23 protein-coding genes are annotated in these 22,518 nt (G+C 58.1%); 16 read left to right on the top strand and 7 right to left on the bottom strand.

Annotated elements, in window-relative coordinates; genetic code table 11:
• Positions 1-39: 39 nt before the first annotated feature.
• A complete protein-coding gene (locus AGA_RS04365) occupies positions 40-342 on the bottom strand; it encodes a putative quinol monooxygenase (protein WP_059023190.1) in 303 nt (100 codons plus the stop codon).
• Between the two features lie 66 nt (positions 343-408).
• Between AGA_RS04365 and AGA_RS14030 the strand changes: the two genes are divergently transcribed.
• The 5 genes from AGA_RS14030 to AGA_RS04345 are packed head-to-tail and all read left to right on the top strand — an operon-like array spanning position 409 to position 4,248.
• Entirely contained in the window at positions 409-573 is a 165-nt protein-coding gene (locus tag AGA_RS14030; protein WP_231946008.1) for a hypothetical protein, read from the top strand.
• 27 nt (positions 574-600) lie between these two features.
• Positions 601-1,449 carry a prolipoprotein diacylglyceryl transferase gene (lgt, locus tag AGA_RS04360; RefSeq protein WP_059023189.1) on the top strand — a complete coding sequence of 283 codons (849 nt, stop codon included), beginning with the start codon at positions 601-603 and terminating at the stop codon, positions 1,447-1,449.
• An 8-nt stretch (positions 1,450-1,457) separates the two neighbouring features.
• Positions 1,458-2,486, top strand: coding sequence for a class I SAM-dependent methyltransferase (locus AGA_RS04355; protein ID WP_059023188.1), 1,029 nt, complete (start codon positions 1,458-1,460; stop codon positions 2,484-2,486).
• Positions 2,483-3,286 carry a peptidoglycan editing factor PgeF gene (gene pgeF, locus AGA_RS04350; RefSeq protein WP_059023187.1) on the top strand — a complete coding sequence of 268 codons (804 nt, stop codon included), beginning with the start codon at positions 2,483-2,485 and terminating at the stop codon, positions 3,284-3,286. The genes AGA_RS04355 and pgeF overlap by 4 nt, the downstream gene beginning before the upstream one ends.
• On the top strand, positions 3,283-4,248 hold the full coding sequence (locus AGA_RS04345) for a hypothetical protein (protein WP_059023186.1): 966 nt from the start codon (positions 3,283-3,285) through the stop codon (positions 4,246-4,248). The genes pgeF and AGA_RS04345 overlap by 4 nt, the downstream gene beginning before the upstream one ends.
• A gap of 37 nt (positions 4,249-4,285) precedes the next feature.
• Here AGA_RS04345 and AGA_RS04340 read toward each other — a convergent pair whose 3' ends face one another.
• Complete coding sequence (locus AGA_RS04340; RefSeq protein ID WP_059023185.1) at positions 4,286-5,689, bottom strand: lytic transglycosylase domain-containing protein; 1,404 nt, start codon at positions 5,687-5,689, stop codon at positions 4,286-4,288.
• A 102-nt stretch (positions 5,690-5,791) separates the two neighbouring features.
• Between AGA_RS04340 and AGA_RS13690 the strand changes: the two genes are divergently transcribed.
• On the top strand, positions 5,792-5,962 hold the full coding sequence (locus AGA_RS13690; RefSeq protein ID WP_157065304.1) for a hypothetical protein: 171 nt from the start codon (positions 5,792-5,794) through the stop codon (positions 5,960-5,962).
• Between the two features lie 71 nt (positions 5,963-6,033).
• Here AGA_RS13690 and AGA_RS04335 read toward each other — a convergent pair whose 3' ends face one another.
• The 4 genes from AGA_RS04335 to AGA_RS04320 all read right to left on the bottom strand — a co-directional run bounded on the left by AGA_RS04335 (position 6,034) and on the right by AGA_RS04320 (position 9,441).
• Complete coding sequence (locus AGA_RS04335) at positions 6,034-7,068, bottom strand: transporter (RefSeq protein WP_083503663.1); 1,035 nt, start codon at positions 7,066-7,068, stop codon at positions 6,034-6,036.
• 181 nt (positions 7,069-7,249) lie between these two features.
• Positions 7,250-7,525 carry a hypothetical protein gene (locus AGA_RS04330; protein ID WP_059024639.1) on the bottom strand — a complete coding sequence of 92 codons (276 nt, stop codon included), beginning with the start codon at positions 7,523-7,525 and terminating at the stop codon, positions 7,250-7,252.
• A gap of 161 nt (positions 7,526-7,686) precedes the next feature.
• On the bottom strand, positions 7,687-8,754 hold the full coding sequence (gene hisC / locus AGA_RS04325; protein ID WP_059023184.1) for a histidinol-phosphate transaminase: 1,068 nt from the start codon (positions 8,752-8,754) through the stop codon (positions 7,687-7,689).
• Between the two features lie 114 nt (positions 8,755-8,868).
• Positions 8,869-9,441, bottom strand: coding sequence for an ankyrin repeat domain-containing protein (locus AGA_RS04320; RefSeq protein ID WP_059023183.1), 573 nt, complete (start codon positions 9,439-9,441; stop codon positions 8,869-8,871).
• A gap of 333 nt (positions 9,442-9,774) precedes the next feature.
• Between AGA_RS04320 and tkt the strand changes: the two genes are divergently transcribed.
• The 8 genes from tkt to AGA_RS04280 all read left to right on the top strand — a co-directional run bounded on the left by tkt (position 9,775) and on the right by AGA_RS04280 (position 19,129).
• Positions 9,775-11,877, top strand: coding sequence for a transketolase (tkt, locus tag AGA_RS04315; RefSeq protein ID WP_059023182.1), 2,103 nt, complete (start codon positions 9,775-9,777; stop codon positions 11,875-11,877).
• An 87-nt stretch (positions 11,878-11,964) separates the two neighbouring features.
• On the top strand, positions 11,965-14,820 hold the full coding sequence (locus AGA_RS04310; protein ID WP_059023181.1) for a bifunctional transaldolase/phosoglucose isomerase: 2,856 nt from the start codon (positions 11,965-11,967) through the stop codon (positions 14,818-14,820).
• A gap of 26 nt (positions 14,821-14,846) precedes the next feature.
• Positions 14,847-15,845, top strand: coding sequence for a phosphogluconate dehydrogenase (NAD(+)-dependent, decarboxylating) (gnd, locus tag AGA_RS04305; RefSeq protein WP_059023180.1), 999 nt, complete (start codon positions 14,847-14,849; stop codon positions 15,843-15,845).
• 57 nt (positions 15,846-15,902) lie between these two features.
• A complete protein-coding gene (locus AGA_RS04300) occupies positions 15,903-16,811 on the top strand; it encodes a Cof-type HAD-IIB family hydrolase (protein ID WP_059023179.1) in 909 nt (302 codons plus the stop codon).
• A 17-nt stretch (positions 16,812-16,828) separates the two neighbouring features.
• Positions 16,829-17,578: a 6-phosphogluconolactonase gene (gene pgl / locus AGA_RS04295; RefSeq protein ID WP_059024638.1), complete on the top strand. Its 750-nt coding sequence runs from the start codon at positions 16,829-16,831 to the stop codon at positions 17,576-17,578.
• A gap of 15 nt (positions 17,579-17,593) precedes the next feature.
• Positions 17,594-18,307, top strand: a complete 714-nt coding sequence (gene rpiA / locus AGA_RS04290; protein ID WP_059023178.1) for a ribose-5-phosphate isomerase RpiA — start codon at positions 17,594-17,596, stop codon at positions 18,305-18,307.
• A 3-nt stretch (positions 18,308-18,310) separates the two neighbouring features.
• Positions 18,311-18,889, top strand: coding sequence for a gluconokinase (locus tag AGA_RS04285; RefSeq protein ID WP_059023177.1), 579 nt, complete (start codon positions 18,311-18,313; stop codon positions 18,887-18,889).
• A gap of 12 nt (positions 18,890-18,901) precedes the next feature.
• Positions 18,902-19,129 carry a hypothetical protein gene (locus tag AGA_RS04280; protein WP_059023176.1) on the top strand — a complete coding sequence of 76 codons (228 nt, stop codon included), beginning with the start codon at positions 18,902-18,904 and terminating at the stop codon, positions 19,127-19,129.
• Between the two features lie 10 nt (positions 19,130-19,139).
• On the opposite strand, the gene AGA_RS04275 is transcribed toward AGA_RS04280, so the two are convergent.
• A complete protein-coding gene (locus AGA_RS04275; RefSeq protein WP_157065303.1) occupies positions 19,140-19,406 on the bottom strand; it encodes a hypothetical protein in 267 nt (88 codons plus the stop codon).
• Between the two features lie 115 nt (positions 19,407-19,521).
• On the opposite strand from AGA_RS04275, the gene AGA_RS04270 reads away from it, so the two are divergent.
• Positions 19,522-20,556, top strand: a complete 1,035-nt coding sequence (locus AGA_RS04270) for a TroA family protein (protein WP_059023174.1) — start codon at positions 19,522-19,524, stop codon at positions 20,554-20,556.
• A 96-nt stretch (positions 20,557-20,652) separates the two neighbouring features.
• A complete protein-coding gene (locus AGA_RS04265) occupies positions 20,653-22,422 on the top strand; it encodes a chloride channel protein (protein ID WP_059023173.1) in 1,770 nt (589 codons plus the stop codon).
• Positions 22,423-22,518: the final 96 nt, after the last annotated feature.

The raw sequence follows: 22,518 nt of genomic DNA, 5'->3' as shown, positions 1-22,518 counted from the left end.
TGCTGCAACATGCGCGGGGCACAGGATGGCGTGCCTAATTCAGGCTCCGGCAACGGGCTGTAGAATATGCACCTGCAACGGTGCGTCCAGTTGCCCTTCCAATGCAGCCGCCAGTTTTTTGAAGTGTGGCGTTTCCATATGATCAGCCAATGCCTTCCGGCTTGCCCAGCGTTCGATAAAAATCAGTGTCTGCGGGTCATCCAGATCACGGTTGGGCACGTACTGGTGGTTGGTGGCTTCCGCGCGGGAGGGCGCCACACAGGCGGCCATGGCTTTTGCAACATCGTCCTCACGACCTGCTTTGGCCTTGAGAATGGCAACAACTGTAATTTCATCACTCATGGGATAAGACCTTCCATCTTCCAGCAAAGAGGCAATGCCGGAGTATGATAGAAAACTGAGACCTCCGTGACTACCAAACGTTTGCCTGTTTTTATGCTCCAGCGCGCCATGCCCGCATTTGCTGGCTTGGAGGGAACAGACACCCCCTTTATAGTCCACCTTATGATGTTACTCACCGGTGGGCCGGTTGCTGTCCAGAACACTCTGGCATCAGGCCGCCCTTATCTCTGACCTCTCACGCACCGGATTGACTCCTCCATGCTTCCTGTTCTGATGTTTCCACAGTTCGACCCGGTGCTGGTGCATTTCGGGCCGTTGGCGGTGCGCTGGTACGCGTTGTCCTATATTCTGGGCATCGTGCTTGGCATTATGCTGCTGCGCAAGCTGGTCGCCCAGCCCCCACGCGCAGGCACGGCCGAACTGGCTGACGACTTTCTAACATGGGTCACCCTTGGTGTGCTGGCAGGGGGCCGGTTGGGCTATGTTCTGTTCTACCAGCCGGGTTATTACCTCAGTCATCCACTTTCCATACTGGAAGTCTGGCATGGCGGCATGTCGTTCCATGGTGGCGCGCTTGGTGTCATTATCGCCATGGTGCTGTTTACGTGGCGCTACAAGCTCAACTTTCTGGCATTTGCAGACCGTGTGACCGTGGCTGTCCCCATCGGGTTAGGGTTGGGACGGCTGGCCAACTTCATCAACGGTGAACTCTGGGGCCGCGAGGCTCCGGCCAGTCTGCCTTGGGCCATGATTTTTCCAACCGGGGGGCCTATTCCCCGCCACCCATCGCAGCTTTACGAATCCCTGACCGAAGGGCTGCTGCTGTTTCTGGTCCTGTTTATTGCCTCCCGCCAGCGCTCCATTCGTGAGCGCCCCGGTTTTCTGGCTGGCATGTTTCTGGCTGGCTATGGCTGCGCCCGCTCGTTTTGCGAATTTTTCCGCGAGCCGGACTCCTTCCTCGGCTACCTGCCGGGTGGCATTACCATGGGCCAATTGCTCTGCGTGCCCATGCTGATTGCAGGCATTGCCCTAATGGTAAACGCCCGCCGCCAGCCCATTTACGTCGGCCTGCCCGACCCGCAAACTCAACCCGCTGAAAAAAACTGAACGGAACTATGGCAGCACACATCTACAACGCAGAACGCCTTGACCACTTTATGGCGCGGGTAAACACCCAGTATTATGCCGAAACACCGTTCCTGTCGGACTTTATTACCGCGCCAGAAATTTCTCAGGTCTTTGGCGAACTACTGGGTGCGTGGGCCATTACCGTCTGGCAGGGCATGGGCAGCCCCGCCAAGCTGATCCTTGCAGAAGCAGGCCCCGGTCGGGGCACGCTCATGGCCGATGCGTTACGTGTTATCACCCGTCAGGCACCAGACATGGCAAAAGCCCTGACCGTGCATCTGGTGGAAACGTCTCCCCGGCTCAGGCAGGTTCAAGCAAAAATTCTGCACGCTTACGCGCAACCCGTGTGGCACAAGCATGTCAACGACATACCCGCTGGCCCCATGATTCTGCTGGCTAACGAATTTCTGGACGCGCTGCCCGTCCGCCAGTTTATCCAGACCAGCACAGGCTGGCATGAACATTACGTGGCCGACAAAGCACTGGAGCTGATCTCCTGCGCTGCCCCCTCCCTGCCCGATGGACGGACCCTGCAACCCGATACGGTTGTAGAGATATGCGAGCAGGCCCAGCATATTGTGCGTGACCTTGCGCACCGGTTCCTTCACTCCCCCGGTGTCGCCCTGTTTATTGACTATGGGCACGATACAAATTCAACGGGTGATTCCTTACAAGCACTGCGCCACGCCCGCCCGACCCCTCCGTTGCAGGCGGAAGAAGGCGAAGCCGACCTGACCACCCATGTGGACTTTACTGCCTTGCTGGCCGTTGCCCGCAAAGCAGAAGTTGCAACATACGGGACCGAAGATCAGGGAGATTTTCTGCGCCATCTGGGCATCATGGAACGCACGGAGCAGTTGGCAAGCCATGCCAACCCGCAGGATGCTGCCATGCTACGCTCGGCCACAAACCGGCTGGTCGCACCAGAAAAAATGGGGCATCTGTTCAAGGTCATGGCTCTGGCCTCCCCCACCCTGCCCACGCCCCCCGGCTTTATGAAAGGTCCGGTTGCATGACGTCCCCACCTACTGCACCGTCCAGTCTTGCGCCGCTTACCAGCCCATTGCTGGGGCAGGCCAGACATGGTTTTTTTACGCGTGAGGGCGGCGTTTCCACCGGCCCGTACGCCAGCCTGAACTGCTCCACCAGATCGGGTGATACGGCAGACAATCTGGCCGAAAACCGGGCACGGGTTGCACGCCACATGGGTGTGCAAGCGGAATGCCTGCTTGGCGTAACACAGGTGCATGGCCCAACCGTTATAACCGCAACAGCCCCTTGGGCAGCAGGACGTGGTGCACAAGCCGATGCGCTGGTAACCTCCAACCCGGATCTGGCCATAAGCGTTATTACCGCCGACTGCGCTCCGGTGCTGTTTAGCAACGAGCAGGGCACGGTTGTTGGGGCCGCCCACGCAGGTTGGCGTGGCGCATTAAGCGGGGTGCTGGAAACGACCATAGAGGCCATGCTAGCCCTAGGCGCCACGCGGGATAGCCTAAGTGCGGTAGTTGGTCCCTGCATTGCGCAGGAAAGTTACGAAACCGCCGAGGACATGCACACAGCCATTACCAGCGCGGACAGGCAGGCTGCCCAGTTTTTTGCTTCCGGCAAACGGGCTGGGCATTACCAGTTTGATCTGGCGGGATGGTGCGTTTTTCGTCTGCAACGCGCCGGAATCAAACATGCCGCCGCACTGGGCGTTGACACTCTGACAGACGAAACCCGTTTTTTCAGCCACAGGCGGCGCACGCTCGCTGGCGGTGGCCAGATCGGACACCAGATTTCTGTTATTGCCACGGGAACCCGCAACGGATGATACGCCGCCAGTACCCTGCTCGTTTTGCCCTCCCCTGCTCTGCTCTGCTGCTGTTAAGCGGATGTCTTGATGTGCCGCACCCCTTTGCACATTCAGACAAAAACGGGCCGGGACTGGCCGCCAGTGCCCCCCCAGCCCGGCTGGATGTACCCACGCCACCCAACGCCCTTCTCTCCGATGCCAATGCCAGCCTATGGGCCAAGGATGTTGCGCAGGAACTGCTCCAGCAGACCATTCCCGCCATAGCCCAGCCCACCCGCAAAGGGGACTGGTGGCTGAACATGCAGGCCGAACTGCGCAACGGTCAGGTGGTGCCGGTCTATACAATTATGACCCCCAAAAACACGGTCCGTGCCACGCAGGAAGGCCAGCCGGTACCTGTTGAGCAATGGTCTGCAGGGGATGGAACCTTTTTCACACTTGTTGCGCAGGATGCCGCCAGCCGTATTGCCGCAGTGCTTACAGGTATTCAGGCTGATGATATGGAAAAAGACCCGCACAGCCTCAAACACCGTGCAGCAAGAGTGTATTTTACCGGCGTTAGCGGCGCTCCGGGAGATGGCAACACATCACTGGCGCAGGCCTTTACCGCTTCGTTCCGTGACAGTGAGGATACCATCCAGAATTCAGCAAAAAATGCTGACTTTACCGTCACAACAACCGTTAAACTCACACCCGGTCCAGCAGGCACCACAGGGCACCCCCAGCAACATATTGAAATTGTCTGGCACGTTGTGGACAGCGCTGGCAAAGAAGCCGGTGCCGCAACACAGTTGCATGATATAGACGCCCACTCGCTCGACCAGTATTGGGGCGATGTTGCCGTGGCCGCAGCGCAGGAAGCCGCAGCAGCCGTTAAGCAAATTATTGACCGTTACTCCGGCCGAGACAATGCTCCGCTGGCCGCTCCCGGCACACCGGCACCGACCGCTCCAGCTCCAGCTCCAGCTCCAGCCAACTAATTAAGGTGTGAAGCTTACACCAGACGGCTCCGGCCGTTCAGGGCCGAGATTCGGGGGAGATAACAACGCAGCCACTCAGTTTGCGGCAGGCTCCCACCGCATCCGTGTGAGACAGATTGGTCAGACGCGCACGGTACAGCCGTCCTTTTTTAGCCTGCACCATAGCAATCTGCACATGCGCGCCAGACAGAGCGTTATTCTGATGTTGCGCGCGCCCGGATGCCTGCTGCGCCATGCTGGCAGACCCAAAGGCCCCAACCTGAATAGCCCAGTTTTTAACCTCTACGCCCCGGACCTTCCTGCTCTGCAAAGGTGCTGGTTCCGCATGGGCTGTAGAAAAAAGACGCAGATTGTTACCAGCCCCCCCCTGCGCCACAGCAACTCTGGCCGGTTCGGTACCAGACTGCGCAGAGTCCGTGAGCGGGCTGGATGAATCTGCTACGTCTTCCGAAGCTTGAGCAACCTGCACCGGTGTGTCTGCCGTTGTCTGGGCGGAGGCTCCCAGACGTTTGGCCCATATGGCCCGCACATCAGCCGGGCTTTCCGCCAGACCATCGACTCCTGTTTTACGTGAAACAGGATGCCAGTCCTGCCCATAGGTATTGGAGGCAGTGTTATCAGCAGAATCGTCCCCAATGGCATCAGCCACCTGCACAGGCTGCATACTGCCCTGCTGCCGGGCCGACCAGGCAGCCCGCACAGCACTTATGCCACCCTGTGTACGCACGGGCTGTGCCGCAGCAGCGGTCTGCATAAACGTATCGTGGCTAGCGACCTGCATATCGGCCTGAGACCTGTTCTGTGGTGAAATGCCCACAATGCGCCGCCCGATGGACGCCACATAGTTCCGGGTCTCCCGCGGGAGTGTACGGTTACGGGTTATAAAATCTTCCAGACGACCCGGCCCGGCATTATACGCTGCCAGAAAGCCCGGTGAGCCATATACATCGTACAACTGCCGCAAATATGCTGTACCGGCCATAATATTATCGTGCGGTTCGTAAGCATCCCCGCCCAGATTATATGTGGCCCGCATTTCATCATAGGTTGGAGGCATAAGCTGCATCAGCCCCATGGCGCCGGGACCGGATGTAACCAGTTGGCCATCATGGAACAGCTTGCCGCCGGACTCCTGCTGGATAACGGCACGCACCCATTCCTCCGGCACATCAAAGCGTTGCGATGCTTCCCGTATATAAGGGCCCCACGGATCTTCTGGTGGGCCGGGAGGCGCATAATAGGCACGGGCATGGGAGCGATAGAACTCGGCCTCCTGCGCTATGGGCACATCCGAATCACGCCCACCGGGCTGATTAGCGCACGCGGCCAGCAGGGCCAGAAGCCCCAGCGCCATAATCCCTTTTACTGCACGCAACGTCTTTTGAGGAAAAAGGGAGACACAACAGTCTTGCATCCGGGAGGGGGCCTGTCTGCCTGTCATGCTGTCCAATCCATCCTTGCCAAGGCACAGGAAATTCGGCCTGATTGACACCGAACACGGCACAAACCGGCACCAAAATACGGTTTTGTATTTATACAGACCATGCCTGCCACGCAAGAAACCGCTCTACCAGACCAGCGGGCAGCCATTACAGAACCAGTTCCAATTTGCGTAAACAATACTGGCATGACCATTCGCACCCAGACTGATGCCGGGAACCATCAGGATTCCCGTACGTCTCCAGCAGAGGGCTTTATCCACCAACTTGGCTAATTTTATGGCACGTCAGACATACTGCCAAAATTCTGCGCACCCCATAGCGCGCGCAAAACAGCCCCTCCCTCCTACAGAAGGCGGGTTACCTTGAGCAGGAACCATGTTCCCATCATGATCAGCAGGCATAGGCCACCGGCATCCACCGTGCCCCATGTGCCATTGGTCAGGAACATGCCGCCAGTATTCATACCAAAAAAGCCGGTCACCAGCGTTGCTGGCAGCATAAGAATGGTACCAACGGTCAAAATATACAGCCGCCTGTTGGTTTCTTCCGCCTGATTGGAGGTGAGTTCATCCTGCAAGGACCGCGCCCGGTCCTGAAGTGCTAAAAGGTCATCGAGTGCGGCATGAACCTGCCGGTGGGACCGATCCTTCAGATCATCTTCGGCCCATTCTGGCAGTTCCAGCTCTTCATCACGAAAAATACGATCCACCGGAGCCAGCACCCGTCGTAATTCCGTGGAGCGGCGGCGCACCATACCCAGCAGGCCGCTCATACGACCCAGATCCGTATCCCGGTCGAGCATCAGCAGCACATCTTCGGCCCGATCAAGCTGGTCATCCAGACGGGCAAAGTCCCGCCGCAGCGTATCGGCAAATTCCAGCAGGGCACGGTCCACCACCTTGGCGGGGGAACGAGGCACCAGTCCGCGCTTAAGTTCGTGGAACACCACACCAAGAGCGGGAATAGGGTGGCGGCGCGTGGTCAGCAGCAGGTCAGGCTCAAGGGCAAAACGCCATGTGCTGACGTTGCGGTCATCATCCGTGGACGTATCATCAAACGCGGGAAGGGCACCAAAAACGATGTCCCCCTCACTTTCCAGCCGGGTGCTACGTTCCAGATTGGTCAGAACCTGACGCACTTCCTCCGGCAGAGAAGGAATGGTCTCAATCTGATGGCGGGACATGGTGTGTACAATGTCAAAATGAAACCATGCCCAGCCTTCGCCCTCGGCGAACTCGGGAGGGAAGTTCCCGGTTGTCAGGCGGTGGATGACCACCTCGCGCTCCAGCTCCTGCGGCTCCTGCCCCGGACGGCAGTAAATGGCCCATACCAGACCATCCCGCAGCAGGGTTCCCCCTTCAGAAAGCAGATCTGTCAGTTGAGACAAGGTGGTTCCAGCCAATTCCGCTCTCCCTGCTCTGCTAATCTGTTATGGGATTTTTCCAGTGCACCGTGGAGCGCCATCACAACGGCAAAAATAAAGACAAAAAAGCGCTACAACACGCACAAGCCACACAAAAAGGGGAGAGGTCAACCACCCCTCCCCCTTCTGGCCTGTTTTAAATAGACCGTATTGTTGGTCGGCGTGGTGTGCTGCCCCGTTCCTGCTTGGCCCGTGGCGCACCACCCGAACGGTTGGATTTGAGAACCGGAGCCGCGGTCAGTTCCGCCTCAAGCTGGGCAATCCGTTTACGCACGCTCTCCTTCAATGCAGGAGACGTGTGGGACTTCATGGCCGCCAGCGTTTCCTTCAGGTCACGCAGCTGCTTCTGTTTTTCCGGCAGGGAGCGCCGAATGGGCTGGTTATCAGACATCTGGCCGCGAAAAGCGCGCATGAACAGACCCTCCATCAAATCAAGACCAAGCGGACAAAGCCGTATGGTTTATGTCTTAAAAATTTAATACCTGACGATCCTGCAACGCCTGCCTTTTGTGCGCAGCGCGACACAGGCCCGGCCAGAAACCGGGGTGGGCAAAACGAAGAACCAGACAGTTTTTACGAATTGCAAAGAACACAGTCGCGCAAAGCATCAAGCAAGGTCTGACACTGCTCTTCGGTTCCCACCGTAATACGCAACCACGCCATCGTGCGCTCACCCTTAAGGTGCCGGACAAGAATGGCCCGGGATCTTAACTGCGCCGCCAGCTCTCCTGCATCACGGTCGGGATGCCGAGTGTAAACAAAGTTTGCCTGAGACGGCAAGACTTCAAAACCAAGAGACTTCAGCCCCTCGCTCAACCGGGCACGGCTGGCCATAACCCGCTGCACAGTCTGGTTGAACCAGACCTCATCTTCCACCGATGCGGTCGCCCCGGCCTGCGCCAGACGGTCAAGCGGATAGGAATTAAAACTATCCTTAACCCGCACCAGCGCCTCAATCAGATCCGGTTGCCCAAAGGCAAAGCCAACCCGCGCCCCAGCCAACGCACGGGACTTGGAAAAAGTCTGCACAACCAGCAAGTTAGGGTAGTCCCTAATCAGCTCTACCGCACTCCGCGCGCCAAAATCCACATAGGCTTCATCAACCAAAACCACTCGGTCCGGGTGCATTTCCAGCAGTTTGCGTATGTCTTCCAGTTCAAGCGCTATGCCCGTAGGCGCATTGGGGTTGGCAATAACCACACCACTGCAAGGCCCTGTATAGTCCTCCACCGCAATGCGCATATCCGAGGTCAGGGGCACCATACGGTAGGGCAGCTTGTACAGCCCACAGTAAACCTTGTAGAAACTATAACTCACATCCGGGAAAAGCAGCGGGTCCCCATGTGCGAACAACGCCTGAAAAGCGTGAGCCAGCACCTCGTCAGACCCATTCCCAACAAAGACATGGTCGGCGGAAAGACCCACGCGCTGCCCCAGCGCCGTTCGCAGCGCCAGTGCCTCGGGGTCCGGATACAAGCGCATACTCTCGGTTGTAGCGGCTTTCATGGCCTCCAGCGCGCGGGGAGATGGGCCATAAGGTGATTCATTGGTGTTCAGCTTGATCAGATTGGCGATTTTGGGCTGTTCACCCGGCACATAGGGTGTGAGGGTGTGAACAAGAGGGCTCCAGAAACGGCTCATTCTGATCATTCCATAGACATAAGTTGAACGGCCTGCGCAGGCAGGCCGTTGCTCAAAAAAGGCTCAGTCGAAACAGCCCGGATGCACACTGGCGCACCCGGCTTTACTGTAAGCTCAGGCGGAAACGCCTACCGCTTTTTTCAAATCCTGCAAGAGCGTGCTGTTGCCCTGCCGTTGCGCCAGATCCAGAGCATTCAGCCCCTCTCCGTCCCGCAGCAGCACGTTGGCACCCGCGGCCAGCAGAACACGCGCCACGTCATCCCGCCCGAACATAACGGCAAACATAAGCGGTGTGCGGCCTACTGCGTTGGGAACATCAACCTCCGCGCCTGCATCCAGCAGCAAACGGGCCAGTGCGACATCACCTTTAAAGGCAACACCGGCCAGCGCCGTGGCGCCTTTTTCATCCTGCAGGTTGGCGTCCGCACCACGGTCTAGCAGCACGCGCACGGCGTCCTTATGCCCGTTATAGGCGGCCAGAATAAGCGGCGTGTATCCCTTTTCCGCCCTCTGGTTGGGGTTCATCCCAGCTTCCAGAAAGCGCGCCAGAAGGTCTGCATCACCTTCTCTGGCGGCATTGATGAACAGAGCGTCCACCTGTTCACGCGTAAAACCCTGCCCGCCCTCTCCGGCTGCCGGATTGGCGGGGGCCTGCTCGGACTGTGTCCGGGAAGACTCTTCTGTCATGGCTGACCTCCGGAAAAAACGGTTTCATACTGTTACGGCAGAACACTGCCTGGGGTTGCCCGATGGCTTTTTTTCATCGCATCGGCCATGCGTCACGGACCAGCTTATAGGGAAAGACTGGTGGGGGCACATGGCAGAAAAGCAACTCTTTTGATATAATGGGAGGAACTGGATAACTCCGCAAGGGTTCTGCCTATAGCAAGCTCGTCTCTTGCCGAAAAATGCAGAACCGTGGAATTGTGCAAAAACTTCTTTTATGGGGGGCCTCATGCGCAGGCCCCCACCCTATTTTGCGGGCTTTGCGCTAAAGCCCAGTTGGAGGACAGGCCCGCTATGCGCGTTTCTTTTTCTACCCCCCTTCGTGCACCAGCCGGAGCGGAAGCCGGTAGATCGAACAACCCGGATACGCTGTGCATCAACACCATTCGTACGCTGGTGATGGATGCTGTGCAAAAAGCCAATTCCGGCCACCCCGGTGCGGCCATGTCCATGGCCCCGATTGCCTATACTCTGTGGCAGAACGCCCTGAACTACGACCCCACCGCTCCGCTGTGGCCAAACCGCGACCGCTTTGTCCTGTCCATCGGCCATGCCTCCATGCTGCTGTACGCGCTTATTCATGTTGCAGGCATCCAACAGGTCAAGGACGGCAAGGTTACATCCGAACCTGCTCTAAGCGTGGAAGACCTTAAACAGTTCCGCCAGTTTGGTTCCAAAACGCCGGGGCACCCGGAATATGGCCACACCACGGGGGTGGAAACCACAACAGGCCCGCTGGGGGCTGGCTGTGGGAACTCCGTAGGTATGGCCATTGCTGAAAAATGGCTGGCCGCACGCTACAACAAGCCCGGCTTCACGCTGTTTGACCACCATGTGTACACCTTGTGTGGGGATGGTGACATGATGGAAGGTGTCTCCAGCGAGGCCGCCTCGCTGGCCGCTCACCTCCAGTTGGGCAACCTGACGTGGATTTATGATTCCAACCGTATTTCCATTGAAGGGTCGACCAATGTCGCCTTTACGGAAAATGTGGCCGAACGCTTTGCCGCCTATGGCTGGCAGGTGCTGGAACTCAAAGACGCCAACGACACATCCGCCTTCCTCCAGCTTCTGGAACAGTCCAAGGCGCAGCCCACCAAACCGACCCTGATTATCGCGCATTCCGTCATTGCATGGGGTGCTCCGCACAAGGCGGGCAAGGCTTCCGCTCATGGCGAACCGCTGGGTGCGGAAGAAGTGCGTGAAACCAAAAAATTCCTCAACTGGCCCGAAGATAGCAGCTTTGCCGTGCCGGACGAGGTTCTGCCCCACATGCGCGCTGGCCTAGGTGCCCGTGGCGCTGCCGCCCGCACAGCGTGGGAAAAGCTGTTTGCGGACTACCGCGCAGCCCACCCGAAAGATGCAGCTGAACTGGACGCTATTTTCAACGGCACTCTGCCCGAAGGATGGGATGCGGACATACCGCTCTATCCGGCGGATGCCAAAGGCATTGCCTCACGCGCAAGCTCGGGGGACGTGCTGAACGCCGTAGCGGGCCGTCTGCCCTGGCTGCTTGGCGGCTCTGCCGATCTGGCACCATCCACCAAAACCCTGCTTAAGGGGCAGGACAGTTTTCAGCCTGCCGAATGGGGAGGCAGCTACGCTGGTCGTAACTTCCACTTTGGTGTGCGTGAACACGCCATGGGCGCCATTGTGAACGGTATGGCGCTGTACGGCCTGCGCCCCTATGGCGCCGGGTTCCTGATCTTCTCGGATTATATGAAGGCGCCCATCCGCCTTTCCGCCCTTATGGGGCTGCCGGTCACCTACATCTTCACCCACGATTCCATTGGTGTGGGAGAAGATGGACCAACCCACCAGCCTATTGAACAGCTGGTGCAACTGCGTGCAACGCCCGGTCTGGTCACGCTCCGCCCAGCAGACGCCAATGAAGTGGCCGAAGCATGGCGCTACCTTATTGCCAGCCGCTCCGGCCCGGTAGCACTGGCCCTGAGCCGCCAGAACCTCCCCACACTGGACCGCTCGCGCTATGCGCTTGCCTCCGGTCTGGCAAAAGGCGCTTACGTGCTGGCGAGCAGCGAACAGACCCCCAAGGTCATCCTGATTGCAACGGGTAGTGAACTCTCGCTGGCGGTTGAAGCCTACGAGACCCTGAGCGCCGAAGGCGTGCCGGCCCGCGTGGTGTCCATGCCTAGCTGGGAACTGTTTGAAGCACAGCCACAATCTTACCGCGAAAGCGTCCTACCTTCCGGTGTAACGGGGCGGGTCGTTGTAGAGGCGGCCTCCCCCATTGGATGGGACCGTTACGCAGGACCAACTGGCACCATCATCGCCATGAATGGCTTCGGTGCGTCTGGCCCTGCCAGCCAGTTGCTCAAGCACTTTGGCTTTACCGTGGAAGCTGTTGTGGAGGCAGCCCGCAAACAGGCGGGCTAAACCAAACAGCCCGTCTGGCGTAATGGTTACAGGATTAGGCCCGGCCTCCTCTACTGGAGAAGCCGGGCAATATAAGGATATGCAGGTATGACCGCTACTGTGCCAACAGGCAGCAACCCATTACAGGCTCTGGCCACGGTCCATCAGTCCCCATGGCTGGACTTTATCCGCCGTTCATTTGTGGAAGACGGGTCGCTGACCAAACTGGTGCAAAGCGGGGACATACGTGGCGTAACCTCCAACCCGGCCATCTTCCAGAAAGCCATGGGAGACGGCACGGAATATGACCCGCAGATGCGCGATATTCTGGCGCATGAGACACTCTCCCCCGGCGCGCTGTACGAACGTTTGGCCGTGGCAGATATTCAGGCTGCGGCAAAAGTGCTAGCACCCGTTCATGCACAGACCAAAGGGCGGGATGGCTTTGTCAGCCTGGAAGTCTCACCCTATCTGGCACGGGACGGAAAAGGCACAGCACACGAGGCGGAACGGCTGTGGGCGGATGTCCACGCCCCTAACCTGATGATCAAAATTCCCGCAACGCCGGAAAGCATCCCGGCTATTCGCAAGAGCATTGCGGCGGGAATCAACGTTAATGTGACCCTTATTTTCTCCCTCGCCGCATACCGCGATGTTGTCGAAGCATGGTTGAGCGGGCTTGAGGACCTCAAGGCCCGTGGGGGAGATCTCTCCCAAGTTGCCTCCGTGGCATCATTCTTTGTCAGCCGGATTGATGGTAAAATTGATGCCGCAATCGACCGCCGGGTAAAAGCGGGAGACAAGGATGCCGAAAGCCTGAAGGCCCTGCGCGGCAAGGTTGCCATTGCCAACGCCAAAATGGCGTATGTGTACTGGCAGGAAATGATGCAGACCCCTCGCTGGAAAGCTTTGGAGGCCGCAGGGGCCCAGACCCAGCGCCTGCTGTGGGCTTCCACCGGCACCAAGGACAAAACCTATAGCGATGTACTGTATGTGGACACACTCATTGGCCCGCATACGGTTAACACTCTGCCCCCCGCCACTATGGACGCCTTCCGCGACCACGGCACGGTGAGCGAGACCCTGACGCAAGGCGTTGCCGAAGCCCGTAGCGTGATGGAAGACGCAGAACGCCTCGGCCTTGATCTGGATGGCGTGACCGCCACGTTGCTGAACGAGGGCGTAAGCGCGTTTGAAGATGCGTTTGACGCGCTCCTTGGCTCCGTTGCCAGCAAGCAGATCACGCTGATGGGCAACAAGCTGACCGGCCTTAAAACCAGCCTGCCAACCGACCTTCAGGCCGCCGTGGATGCGGGGCTGGAAGAATGGCGCAAAGACGGCACCATCCGCCGCGTATGGCGCAAGGATGCTTCCGTATGGACTGGCCAGTCAGAAGGGGACTGGGTTAACTGGCTGAACGTGGTGGACGAACGGCTGGCCCATGTGGACGAGCTGGAGGCTTTTCAGGCCGAGGTCAAAGCCCGCGGCTTCCAGCAGGTTCTGCTCATGGGCATGGGCGGGTCCAGCATGGGACCGGAAGTGCTGGCCATGACCTTTGGCAAGCATGAGGGCTTTGGCCATCTTTATGTGCTGGACAGCACGGACCCGCAGCAGGTTGCTGCGTTTGAACGCAAAATAGACCCGTTCCACACGCTGTTTATTGTTGCCTCCAAGTCTGGCAGCACGCTTGAGCCCAATATTATGCTGGCCTATTTTCAGGACCTTGCCAAACGGGCGCTCAAGGAAAAAGCAGGCTCTCATTTTGTGGCCATTACAGACCCCGGCTCCAAGCTGGAAGCGCTGGCTAAAAAGGAAGGGTTCTGGAAGGTTTTTGCGGGCGACCCCAAAATTGGTGGCCGCTACTCCATTCTGTCCAACTTCGGCCTTGTGCCTGCCGCCGCGGCCGGTGTGCCCGTACGCCTGTTTTTGGAAGATGCGTTGCGCGGGGTCCGTCTGTGCGATGCTAGCGTGCCGCCTGCCGCCAACCCCGGCGTCCAGCTTGGTACACTGATGGGCGTTGCTGCCAAAACGCAGGGGCGAGACAAACTCAGCATTATTGCCACCCCGCAAATTGCAGATTTTGGCGCTTGGCTGGAACAGCTTGTAGCGGAATCCACCGGCAAACACGGCAAAGGCATTATCCCGGTTGATAACGAAACACTGGGTGGCCCCAGCCGGTACGGTAAAGACCGCCTGTTCGTTTATCTACGCCTCGTACCAGAACACCGGCATGAGCAGGATGAAGCCATTGCGACCCTGATTGAGGCAGGTCAGCCGGTTATCACCATCAACCTGCACAACAAACGTCAGATTGCGCAGGAATTCTTCCGGTGGGAAATCGCAACAGCCGTAGCTGGCGCTTTTCTGGGTATTGACCCGTTCGACCAGCCGGACGTGGAATCCACCAAGGTGGAAACCCGCAAGCTGACCGAGGCTTACGACAAAACAGGCGCCCTGCCAGCCGAAACCCCATTTGCGGAATTTGGTCCACTGGCATTTTTTGCCGACCCCGCCAATGCGGCGGCCGTAAAGGCAGACAGTGCTGCTGCCATTCTCAAAACCCATTTGGATCGCACCAAACCGGGGGACTACGTCGCTCTGCTGGCCTTTATTGAACGCAACAGAGAAACGGTAGAGTGGCTCCAGCATGTGCGCCTGCATGTGCGTGATGCAAAAACCATTGCAACCTCCACAGGTTTTGGTCCGCGCTTTCTGCACTCCACAGGGCAGGCCTACAAAGGTGGCCCCAACACCGGCGTCTTTTTGCAGATTACGGCAGACAATACGCGTGACCTGCCCGTGCCCGGCTCCAGCTATACGTTTGGCGTTGTCAAAGCCGCACAGGCCCGTGGGGATTTTGACGTTCTGGCCGAACGCAAACGCCGCGCCCTGCGTGTGCATATACGCGGCAACCTGAAGGAAGGGCTTGCAGCCTTGGCCACCGCCCTGCATGACGCCCTGTAACAGACCGACTGAACAAGAGAGACATTATGCAAATTGGCATTGTTGGGCTGGGCAGGATGGGGGGCAATATTGCCGTCCGCCTGACACGCCACGGACACGACGTTGTTGTTTACGACCGGGACGCAGCAGCCGTGGAAAAAACGGTCGCACGGGCTGAGACCGGGCGAGCAACAGGGGCTTCCAGTCTGGCTGATGTTGTCGCCAAGCTGAGCGGCCCCAGAAAAATTGTGTGGTCCATGCTCCCCGCAGGCGACATTACGGAAGAAACCGTTATGTCCCTTGCTGGCCTGATGGGACGTGGCGATATCGTCATTGATGGTGGCAACACCTATTATAAAGATGATATCCGCCGTGCCAGAGTGCTGGCCGAAAAGGGAATTGATTACCTCGATATCGGCACATCCGGCGGCGTCTGGGGGCTGGAACGCGGCTACTGCATGATGTACGGCGGCACAAAGGAAGCCGCTGACCATATTGACCCCATTCTGGCAGCCCTTGCCCCCGGTATGGGCGACATCCCGCGCACCCCCAACCGCGAGCGGGAAGGGTTGGACCCTCGGGCCGAGCAGGGTTACCTGTACTGCGGTCCTGCTGGGTCAGGCCATTTTGTCAAAATGGTTCATAACGGCATTGAATACGGCATGATGCAGGCCTTTGCAGAAGGGTTTGACGTAATGCACCGTAAGGACTCCCCTCTGCTGGCCGAAGACGAACGCTTTTCGCTGAATATGGCGGATATTGCGGAAGTCTGGCGCCGTGGCAGTGTGGTCTCCTCCTGGTTGCTGGACCTGACAGCTCAGGCCCTTGCCAGCAATGGTGAACTGTCCTCATTCAGCGGGGAAGTCAGCGATTCAGGCGAAGGACGCTGGACCATTGAAGCGGCTATTGAAGAAGCCGTGCCTGTACCGGTCATGACGGCGGCCCTGTTCACACGTTTCCGTTCCCGCAGCGGCAACACCTTTGCTGAAAAAGTGCTGTCCGCCATGCGTTTTGGCTTTGGCGGCCACGTAGAAAGCAAAAGCTGAGGTCTTTACATTCCCCTGCTCTTTATGGGGAGCAGGGGAACATTGAGGAGAAGAACAATGGCAGGCAATGGGCAAAACAGGCACGGGCCTGACCGTCCCCCCGCTTGCCGCATCCGCCTTGTTGTATCCGACATGGACGGCACTCTCCTTACCCCGGACAAACAGATCACACAGCAGAGCCTGTCTGCTGCACAGGCCTTGCGCCACGCGGGAATTCCGCTCTGCCTTGTCAGCAGTCGCCCGCCCGGTGGCATGGAAATGTATTTTGACCAACTCGGGATCAACACACCCTATGGTGCGCTGAACGGGGGTACCCTCTTCAACCCCGACAGGACCATACGGTCCAGCCTTTCCCTCGACCCGCAGACCGTGCTGGATGCACTGGATATGCTTCAGGCCCAGAAGGTGGACACTTGGCTGTTCCGGGGGCACGCATGGTTTGTGCGCAACGCGCAAAGTCCTCTGGTACAGGCCGAGAGCCGCACCGTGCAGACCATCCCCACGCAGGTGGACAACCTGAGTGCTTACACGCAGAACATTGGCAAAGTTGCTGGCTCCACCGCAGACCACGCCGCTCTGCATGAGCAGGAAGCGGATATTGGCCGCAAACTGGCAGGTCGGGCCTGCGTTGCCCTTTCCAGCAAGTGGTTTTTGGATATTACACCCCTGCATGCCAACAAAGGGTATGCGGTGCGCCAATTGGCAGCCTATTACGGTGTCAGTGTGGAGGAAGTCGCCTGCATTGGGGATATGAACAATGATGTTCCCATGCTGTCCATTGCGGGTCTCTCTATTGCCATGGGGCAGGCCACGCCAGATGTGCAGGCCAGCGCACATTTTGTAACCAGCCCCAACACGCAGGAAGGCTGGGCCAGAGCCATAACAGATTTTATTCTGCCCCGTTGTAGCAAGAACACCCACCACACATACAACGGCGCGGCGCCCTCGGCCGCACACCCCCAATGATGAAGAAAGACCAAACCATGCCCGGACAGACAACCGCCACAGGTGCGCTGCATGTTTTTCCCACACGGGACGAACTGATAACCGGGTTGGCGGACTGGCTGCTGAAACGCAGTCTTGAAAAAAAGGAGGGTGCGCCCTTCCGCATCGCCCTGAGTGGCGGCTCTACGCCGCAGCACCTGTATGCCCTCATGGCCAGCAGTCCTTATGTGGAGCGCTTCCCTTGGCGGAACATGCAGTTTTTTATTGGTGATGACCGGTTTGTGCCGCATGACCATGCAGACAGCAATTTTGGCATGATGCAGCGCCTGCTGTTTTCCAAGGCTCCCATTCCGGCAGGTAACATTTTTCCCATGCCGGACCGTGGCGTGGCGGAAGAGGCGGCTCAAAGCTATGAGCGCACGCTCAAAGACCTTTATGGTGCCGAAGAGTTTGCGCCAGACCGACCTTTTTTTGATGTGCAGCTTATGGGCGTTGGTACTGATGGGCATACGGCATCGCTTTTTCCCGGCCAGCCCGTTCTGCATAACCGCAAAGCATGGGTCGCCACCTGTGTACCACCCGCGGCCCCCCATACCCGGCTTACGCTAACCTACCCTGCCATTCATGCCAGCCAGCACGTTGTTTTTCTGGTAGAAGGTGCAGCCAAGCAGCATATTGTTACACGCATTCGGGCGCAGGACCCGGCCTGCCCGGCCAGTGCCGTAACCGCACTGGGGGAACTGGTATGGTTTACAGACCAGGCCGCGGCCCCATCGGACAAACAATAACAAGGATAAAAACTGATGACTGCCACACAGATCGACCCTGCCGCCGCCTTCAAGCAGCAATGTGCCGTGCAGGCTGCCTCCCTTGTGCAAACCGGCATGGCCGTAGGCCTTGGCACTGGCTCCACCGCCAAATTTGTCGTGGCAGAGCTTGGCCGCCGCATTCGGGAGGAAGGATTGCGGATTACGGCCATCCCCACTTCCATTGTAACCGAAAAGCAGGCGCGGGAAGAGGGTATTCCCCTGACCTCCTTTGGTGCCCAGCCCGAGCTGGATATTGCCATTGACGGCGCGGACGAAATTGAACCCAAGACCCTGAACCTGATTAAAGGTCTGGGCGGCGCGCTTCTGTGGGAAAAAATTGTGGCTTCGGCAGCCCGTCAGTTCGTTGTTGTCGCAGATGCCAGCAAATATGTGGACCATCTGGGTATGCGTTGCCCGCTGCCGGTTGAGGTCATTCCCTTTGGATGGGAAAATGCCGCCCGCAAACTGGGTAATCTGGGCGCACAGGTTACGCCACGCCGTATGCGCGATGGGTCTTTTTTCCTGACCGATGAGAAAAACCTGATTATGGACTGCGTTTTTCCTGCCATTATGGAACCAGAAAAACTAAGCCACGCCCTGTACAACATTGTAGGCGTTGTTGAGCATGGGCTGTTCCTGCACATGGCAACCCAGACCATTACGGCAGGCCCGGATGGTATTCGCGTATTAACGCCGCAGGGGAGCTAAGACATGTCTCTTAACAGTTCTGCTTTTTCACCCGACCATGTTCTACCCGCACAGCCTGCCGCACATGGCATTGCCAAGCGGCTTATTGTGGTCATGGGGGTCTGTGGGTCTGGCAAAACAACCATTGCGGAAGGCCTGCACAACGAACTGGGCTGGCCATGGCTGGATGCCGACACCCTGCATGACACAAACAATATTGCCAAAATGCGGGATGGCATTCCCCTGACCGATCTGGACCGCAAAGGGTGGCTGGAACGCTGCCACGCGTGGCTCAAATCCTGCGCGGACAAGAACACCGGCGGTATTCTGGCCTGCTCTGCCCTCAAACGTGCATACAGGAACAGGCTATGCGAGCAGGACCTGAATGTGCAGTTCGTCTATCTCCATGCAGATGAGGGCACATTGCACACACGGCTGAACGCCCGCTCAGGGCACTTTATGCCCGCCAGCCAGTTGCCCAGCCAGTTGGATACACTGGAACCGCCTCAGCCGGATGAACCGGCATGGTCCCTACTGACCCTACACCAGCCGGCAGAAATTATTGCCGAGATCATGGGTCTGCTTAAAGCCAAAAAGAACTGAAAGACCGCCACCATGGGGCATAACTACGCCAAACCCTTAACATCCGGCCAGAAAATGGAACGTCTGTTAGGGCGCATTCCCCCATCGTGGCATGTAGTTATGGAGCGGTTGGCAGGGGACGCCATGTGGCGTGCCCTTGCCCATGCCCCCGGTCAGAACGGCGCATGGAGCGACCCACACCCGGACCCGGCCGATGCTCTGGAAGATAGCTGGCGCCGCAACCGCACTGTTGCCGTCTGACCTCCGTCAGTCAGGCTTCCGGCCTCTCATCAACGCTTGTGGGTGCTGCCGCCGGGGCGTTGCGTTCGGTCGTCTTTGTGCTGGACTTTGGTTTTTTATAAGGCTGCCCGGTCAGTGGGTTCATACGCACCTTGCGTGTTGGTCGTGGCGCCTGGTCCGGCACAACATACGCGGCAATACCTTCCGCCTGTCTGGCCCGCGCAAACCGCTGTGCGTGCGACAACTGGGCTGCGTAATACAGCACTTTGTCCCCTACCATAACACTGTGCTTACGCACCTCGCCCCTCCTGCACACGGGCAAACACCACGTTTTTGTGGTCTGCCAGCCCTCGCCAATGCCGCTTGCAAGCCTTCTGGCCGTATTTTAGTATATATAAAATTAGGATAAACTGATGACCTTCCCTTATCCCCGTCTCTCCAGCCTGCTTCGCCTTATGGCAGGTGTAGCAGCAGGTTTTGTTCTGTGCGCCCCTCTGCAAGTTCAGGCACGTCTTGTAACAGATATGAGTGGTGCGACGGTTGAGATCAAGGATAACGCCCCCCCGATTGCGGACCTCTGGTTTGCCCATAACGAAATAAGCGTGATGCTGGGCGCGGCTCCGCGCATACGCATAACGGCAGAAAATACCGCTGATAATCCGTGGCTTTTTAAAATATCGCCCATTATGTACATGGCCCATATGGGGGTAAAGCCCAACACCGTCAGTGCCGAATACCTGTTGGCCAACAAGATTGGGCTGGTATTTGTACCCTCCGCCGCCAAGGCGGAAGAACTCCGTCATGCAGGCGTAACCGCTCTGGCCGCCGAATACATGACCATGCCGGACATGCTCACCTCGCTAGACATGACGGCAGAAGCCATTGGCACAATGGAGGCCCATAACACCGCCAAACGCTACAGGCAGGAAATGGAACGGGTGCTTGAATTGCTCAAATTCCGTACCGCCCAATTGCATGAAGCAGAGCGCCCGCGTGTGCTCCACATTGCCCGTCTCTCCCCGCTACAGGTGGACGGTGAAAAAACCCTGATTGACGCATGGATTCAGGCTGCTGGGGGCACCAACGCAGCCACGGTATCGGGCAATCACAGGCCGGTCAGCTTTGAACAGGTTGCCGTCTGGAACCCAGATGTGGTGATTGTGGATGCCGCCGCCGGAGAACTGCCAGAATCCTCCCCTCTACGAACCCTCAATGCCTTTAAACAGCAGAAATGGTGGATCAACCCCAAAGGGGTTTTTGCATGGGACCGTTATGGCTGCGAGGAGCTTCTGCAACTTCAGTGGGCCGCACAAAAGCTGCACCCGACGTTGTTCGCAGATCTGGATATACGGACAGCAGTACGGAATTTTTATAACATCTTTTTCCATTACCATCTGAGTGACGACGACATCTCGCGCATTCTGGCTGCTCAACCGCCTGCCCCCTAACCCTTACCCTGCGCAGAAGCAGGATGAGCCAGATGAAGTATGACAGTCATGCAACTTATTGGACGCCCTGCCCCCAATGCTGTTATGCCCTAAGGCATGACAGCGCTGCTGGAACACCTGCGTACCCATAAGACACCAGCCCGCTGGCTTGCCGCGCTGCGCGCACTGGTCCGCACGGACTCGCTCTGGCTTCTTGTGCTGGCCGCCATAACCGGTGTGCTGGCAGGGCTTGCCGTCAGCCTTATTACCTTTACCACCCTGCTGGCCCACAACATGCTGGCTCCGGGCTACAAACGCCTGTCCGGGCTGGAGCATGTTGCCCCGTGGCGCGCCCTGCTGGTGCCTGCAACCGGGGGCCTTCTGCTTGGTCTGTGGCATTATGCGCTGCAACGCCACAAACGCTACAGACCTGTTGACCCCATTGAGGCCAACGCCCTGCACGGTGGTCGCATGTCCATGCGGGACAGCCTGATTGTTACGGGGCAGACCATCCTATCCAACGGGTGTGGTATTTCCCTTGGGTTGGAGGCAGGCTTTAGCCAGATTGGAGCTGCTTTTGGCTCACGCATTGGTCGCAATTTGCGTATGCACCGGGCCGATGTCCGCCTGCTTGTTGGGTGTGGCGCGGCTGGCGCCATTGGCTCCGCCTTTGACGCACCACTGGCCGGGGCATTTTATGCTTTTGAACTCATTATCGGCTCTTATGCCTTCCCGCTTCTAGCGCCTGTTGCCTGTGCATCCCTCTGCGCATTAGCGGTTGTGCACCTAACAGGGGAAACGCTGCCAGCCATTAGCATGACCCTTCCGCAAGGCGTGCCGCCACTGGCTTACCTGTTTTTGGCTGTGCTGGGAGGGCTGTCCGCGCTGATTGGCGTTGGGTTGATGAAGAGCGCGGCTTATGCCGAACAGGTTTTTGCCCTGTGCATCAAACCCATATGGCTCCGCCCCATGGTTGGCGGGCTACTGGTTGGCGGACTGGCCATTGTGTCCCCCACTGTTCTGTCTTCGGGGCATATTGCCATGCGGGAGGGGCTGGTGAGCCCGCCTCTGTTCTGGGCAGCAGTGGGGTTGCTACTGCTCAAGGCTGCGGCGTCCACCCTTTCCATAGGTTCGGGATTCCGTGGTGGTCTGTTTTTTGCATCGCTTTATCTGGGCGTCCTAACCGGAGCCGCCTTTGCCAGTGTGGTTGCCCCCATTGTGGACCTGCCCCTTGCCCTCTGCACGGTTGCGGGCATGTGCGCGCTGGCCACCACCATTATTGGCGGCCCGCTGACCATGATTCTGCTCACGCTGGAAACCACCCATAGTGCAGACCTGACAGCTGCCGTGGCGCTGACAGCACTTGTGGCCTCCTTTACGGTCAAGCGCATTTTTGGCTACTCCTTTGCAACATGGCGCTTCCACCTGCGGGGCGAAAACATCCGCTCCGGGGTGGATGTCGGCTGGATGCGCACGCTAACAGTCAGCCGCATGATGCGCACACAACTGGACCTGCTGCCTGCAAACACCACGGTTGCGGATGCCCGCACCGCTTTTGCCGGGCGTATGCCCCGTTACATTGTGCTGCATGATGACCAGAACCGTTATGCCGGGCTGCTGGAAAGCAACCTGATCCAGTCCATTGCCATTGCCCCGGACCAGCCTTTGTCGGCCGTAACAGAAAATGATGAAGAGGTTCTCTCGCCAGATTTTTCAATCGGGCACGCCGTGGCAGCCTTTGAGCGCACAGCCCGCCCGGCGCTGGCTGTAACAGACAGGGAGGGCCACATTCTGGGCATTCTGAGCGAGCGTTACGTGCTACGCCGCTATGCGGAGGAACTGGAACGTACACGCCGTGAACTGGCCGGAGAAAAACACGGCCGATAAATCCGCACGGACCATGTCGGACAATGTAGCATGGTCGTGATCGCCCGCCCCTTTTACCCCTTCATTCTGCGCGCCATATTCAGGTCGTCAGTTTTT

It is taken from the genome of Acetobacter ghanensis, from assembly GCF_001499675.1.
GTDB classification, from domain to species: domain Bacteria; phylum Pseudomonadota; class Alphaproteobacteria; order Acetobacterales; family Acetobacteraceae; genus Acetobacter; species Acetobacter ghanensis.
Note: the sequence above shows the minus strand (reverse complement) of the source record. Positions and strands in the feature narration are given on the sequence as shown.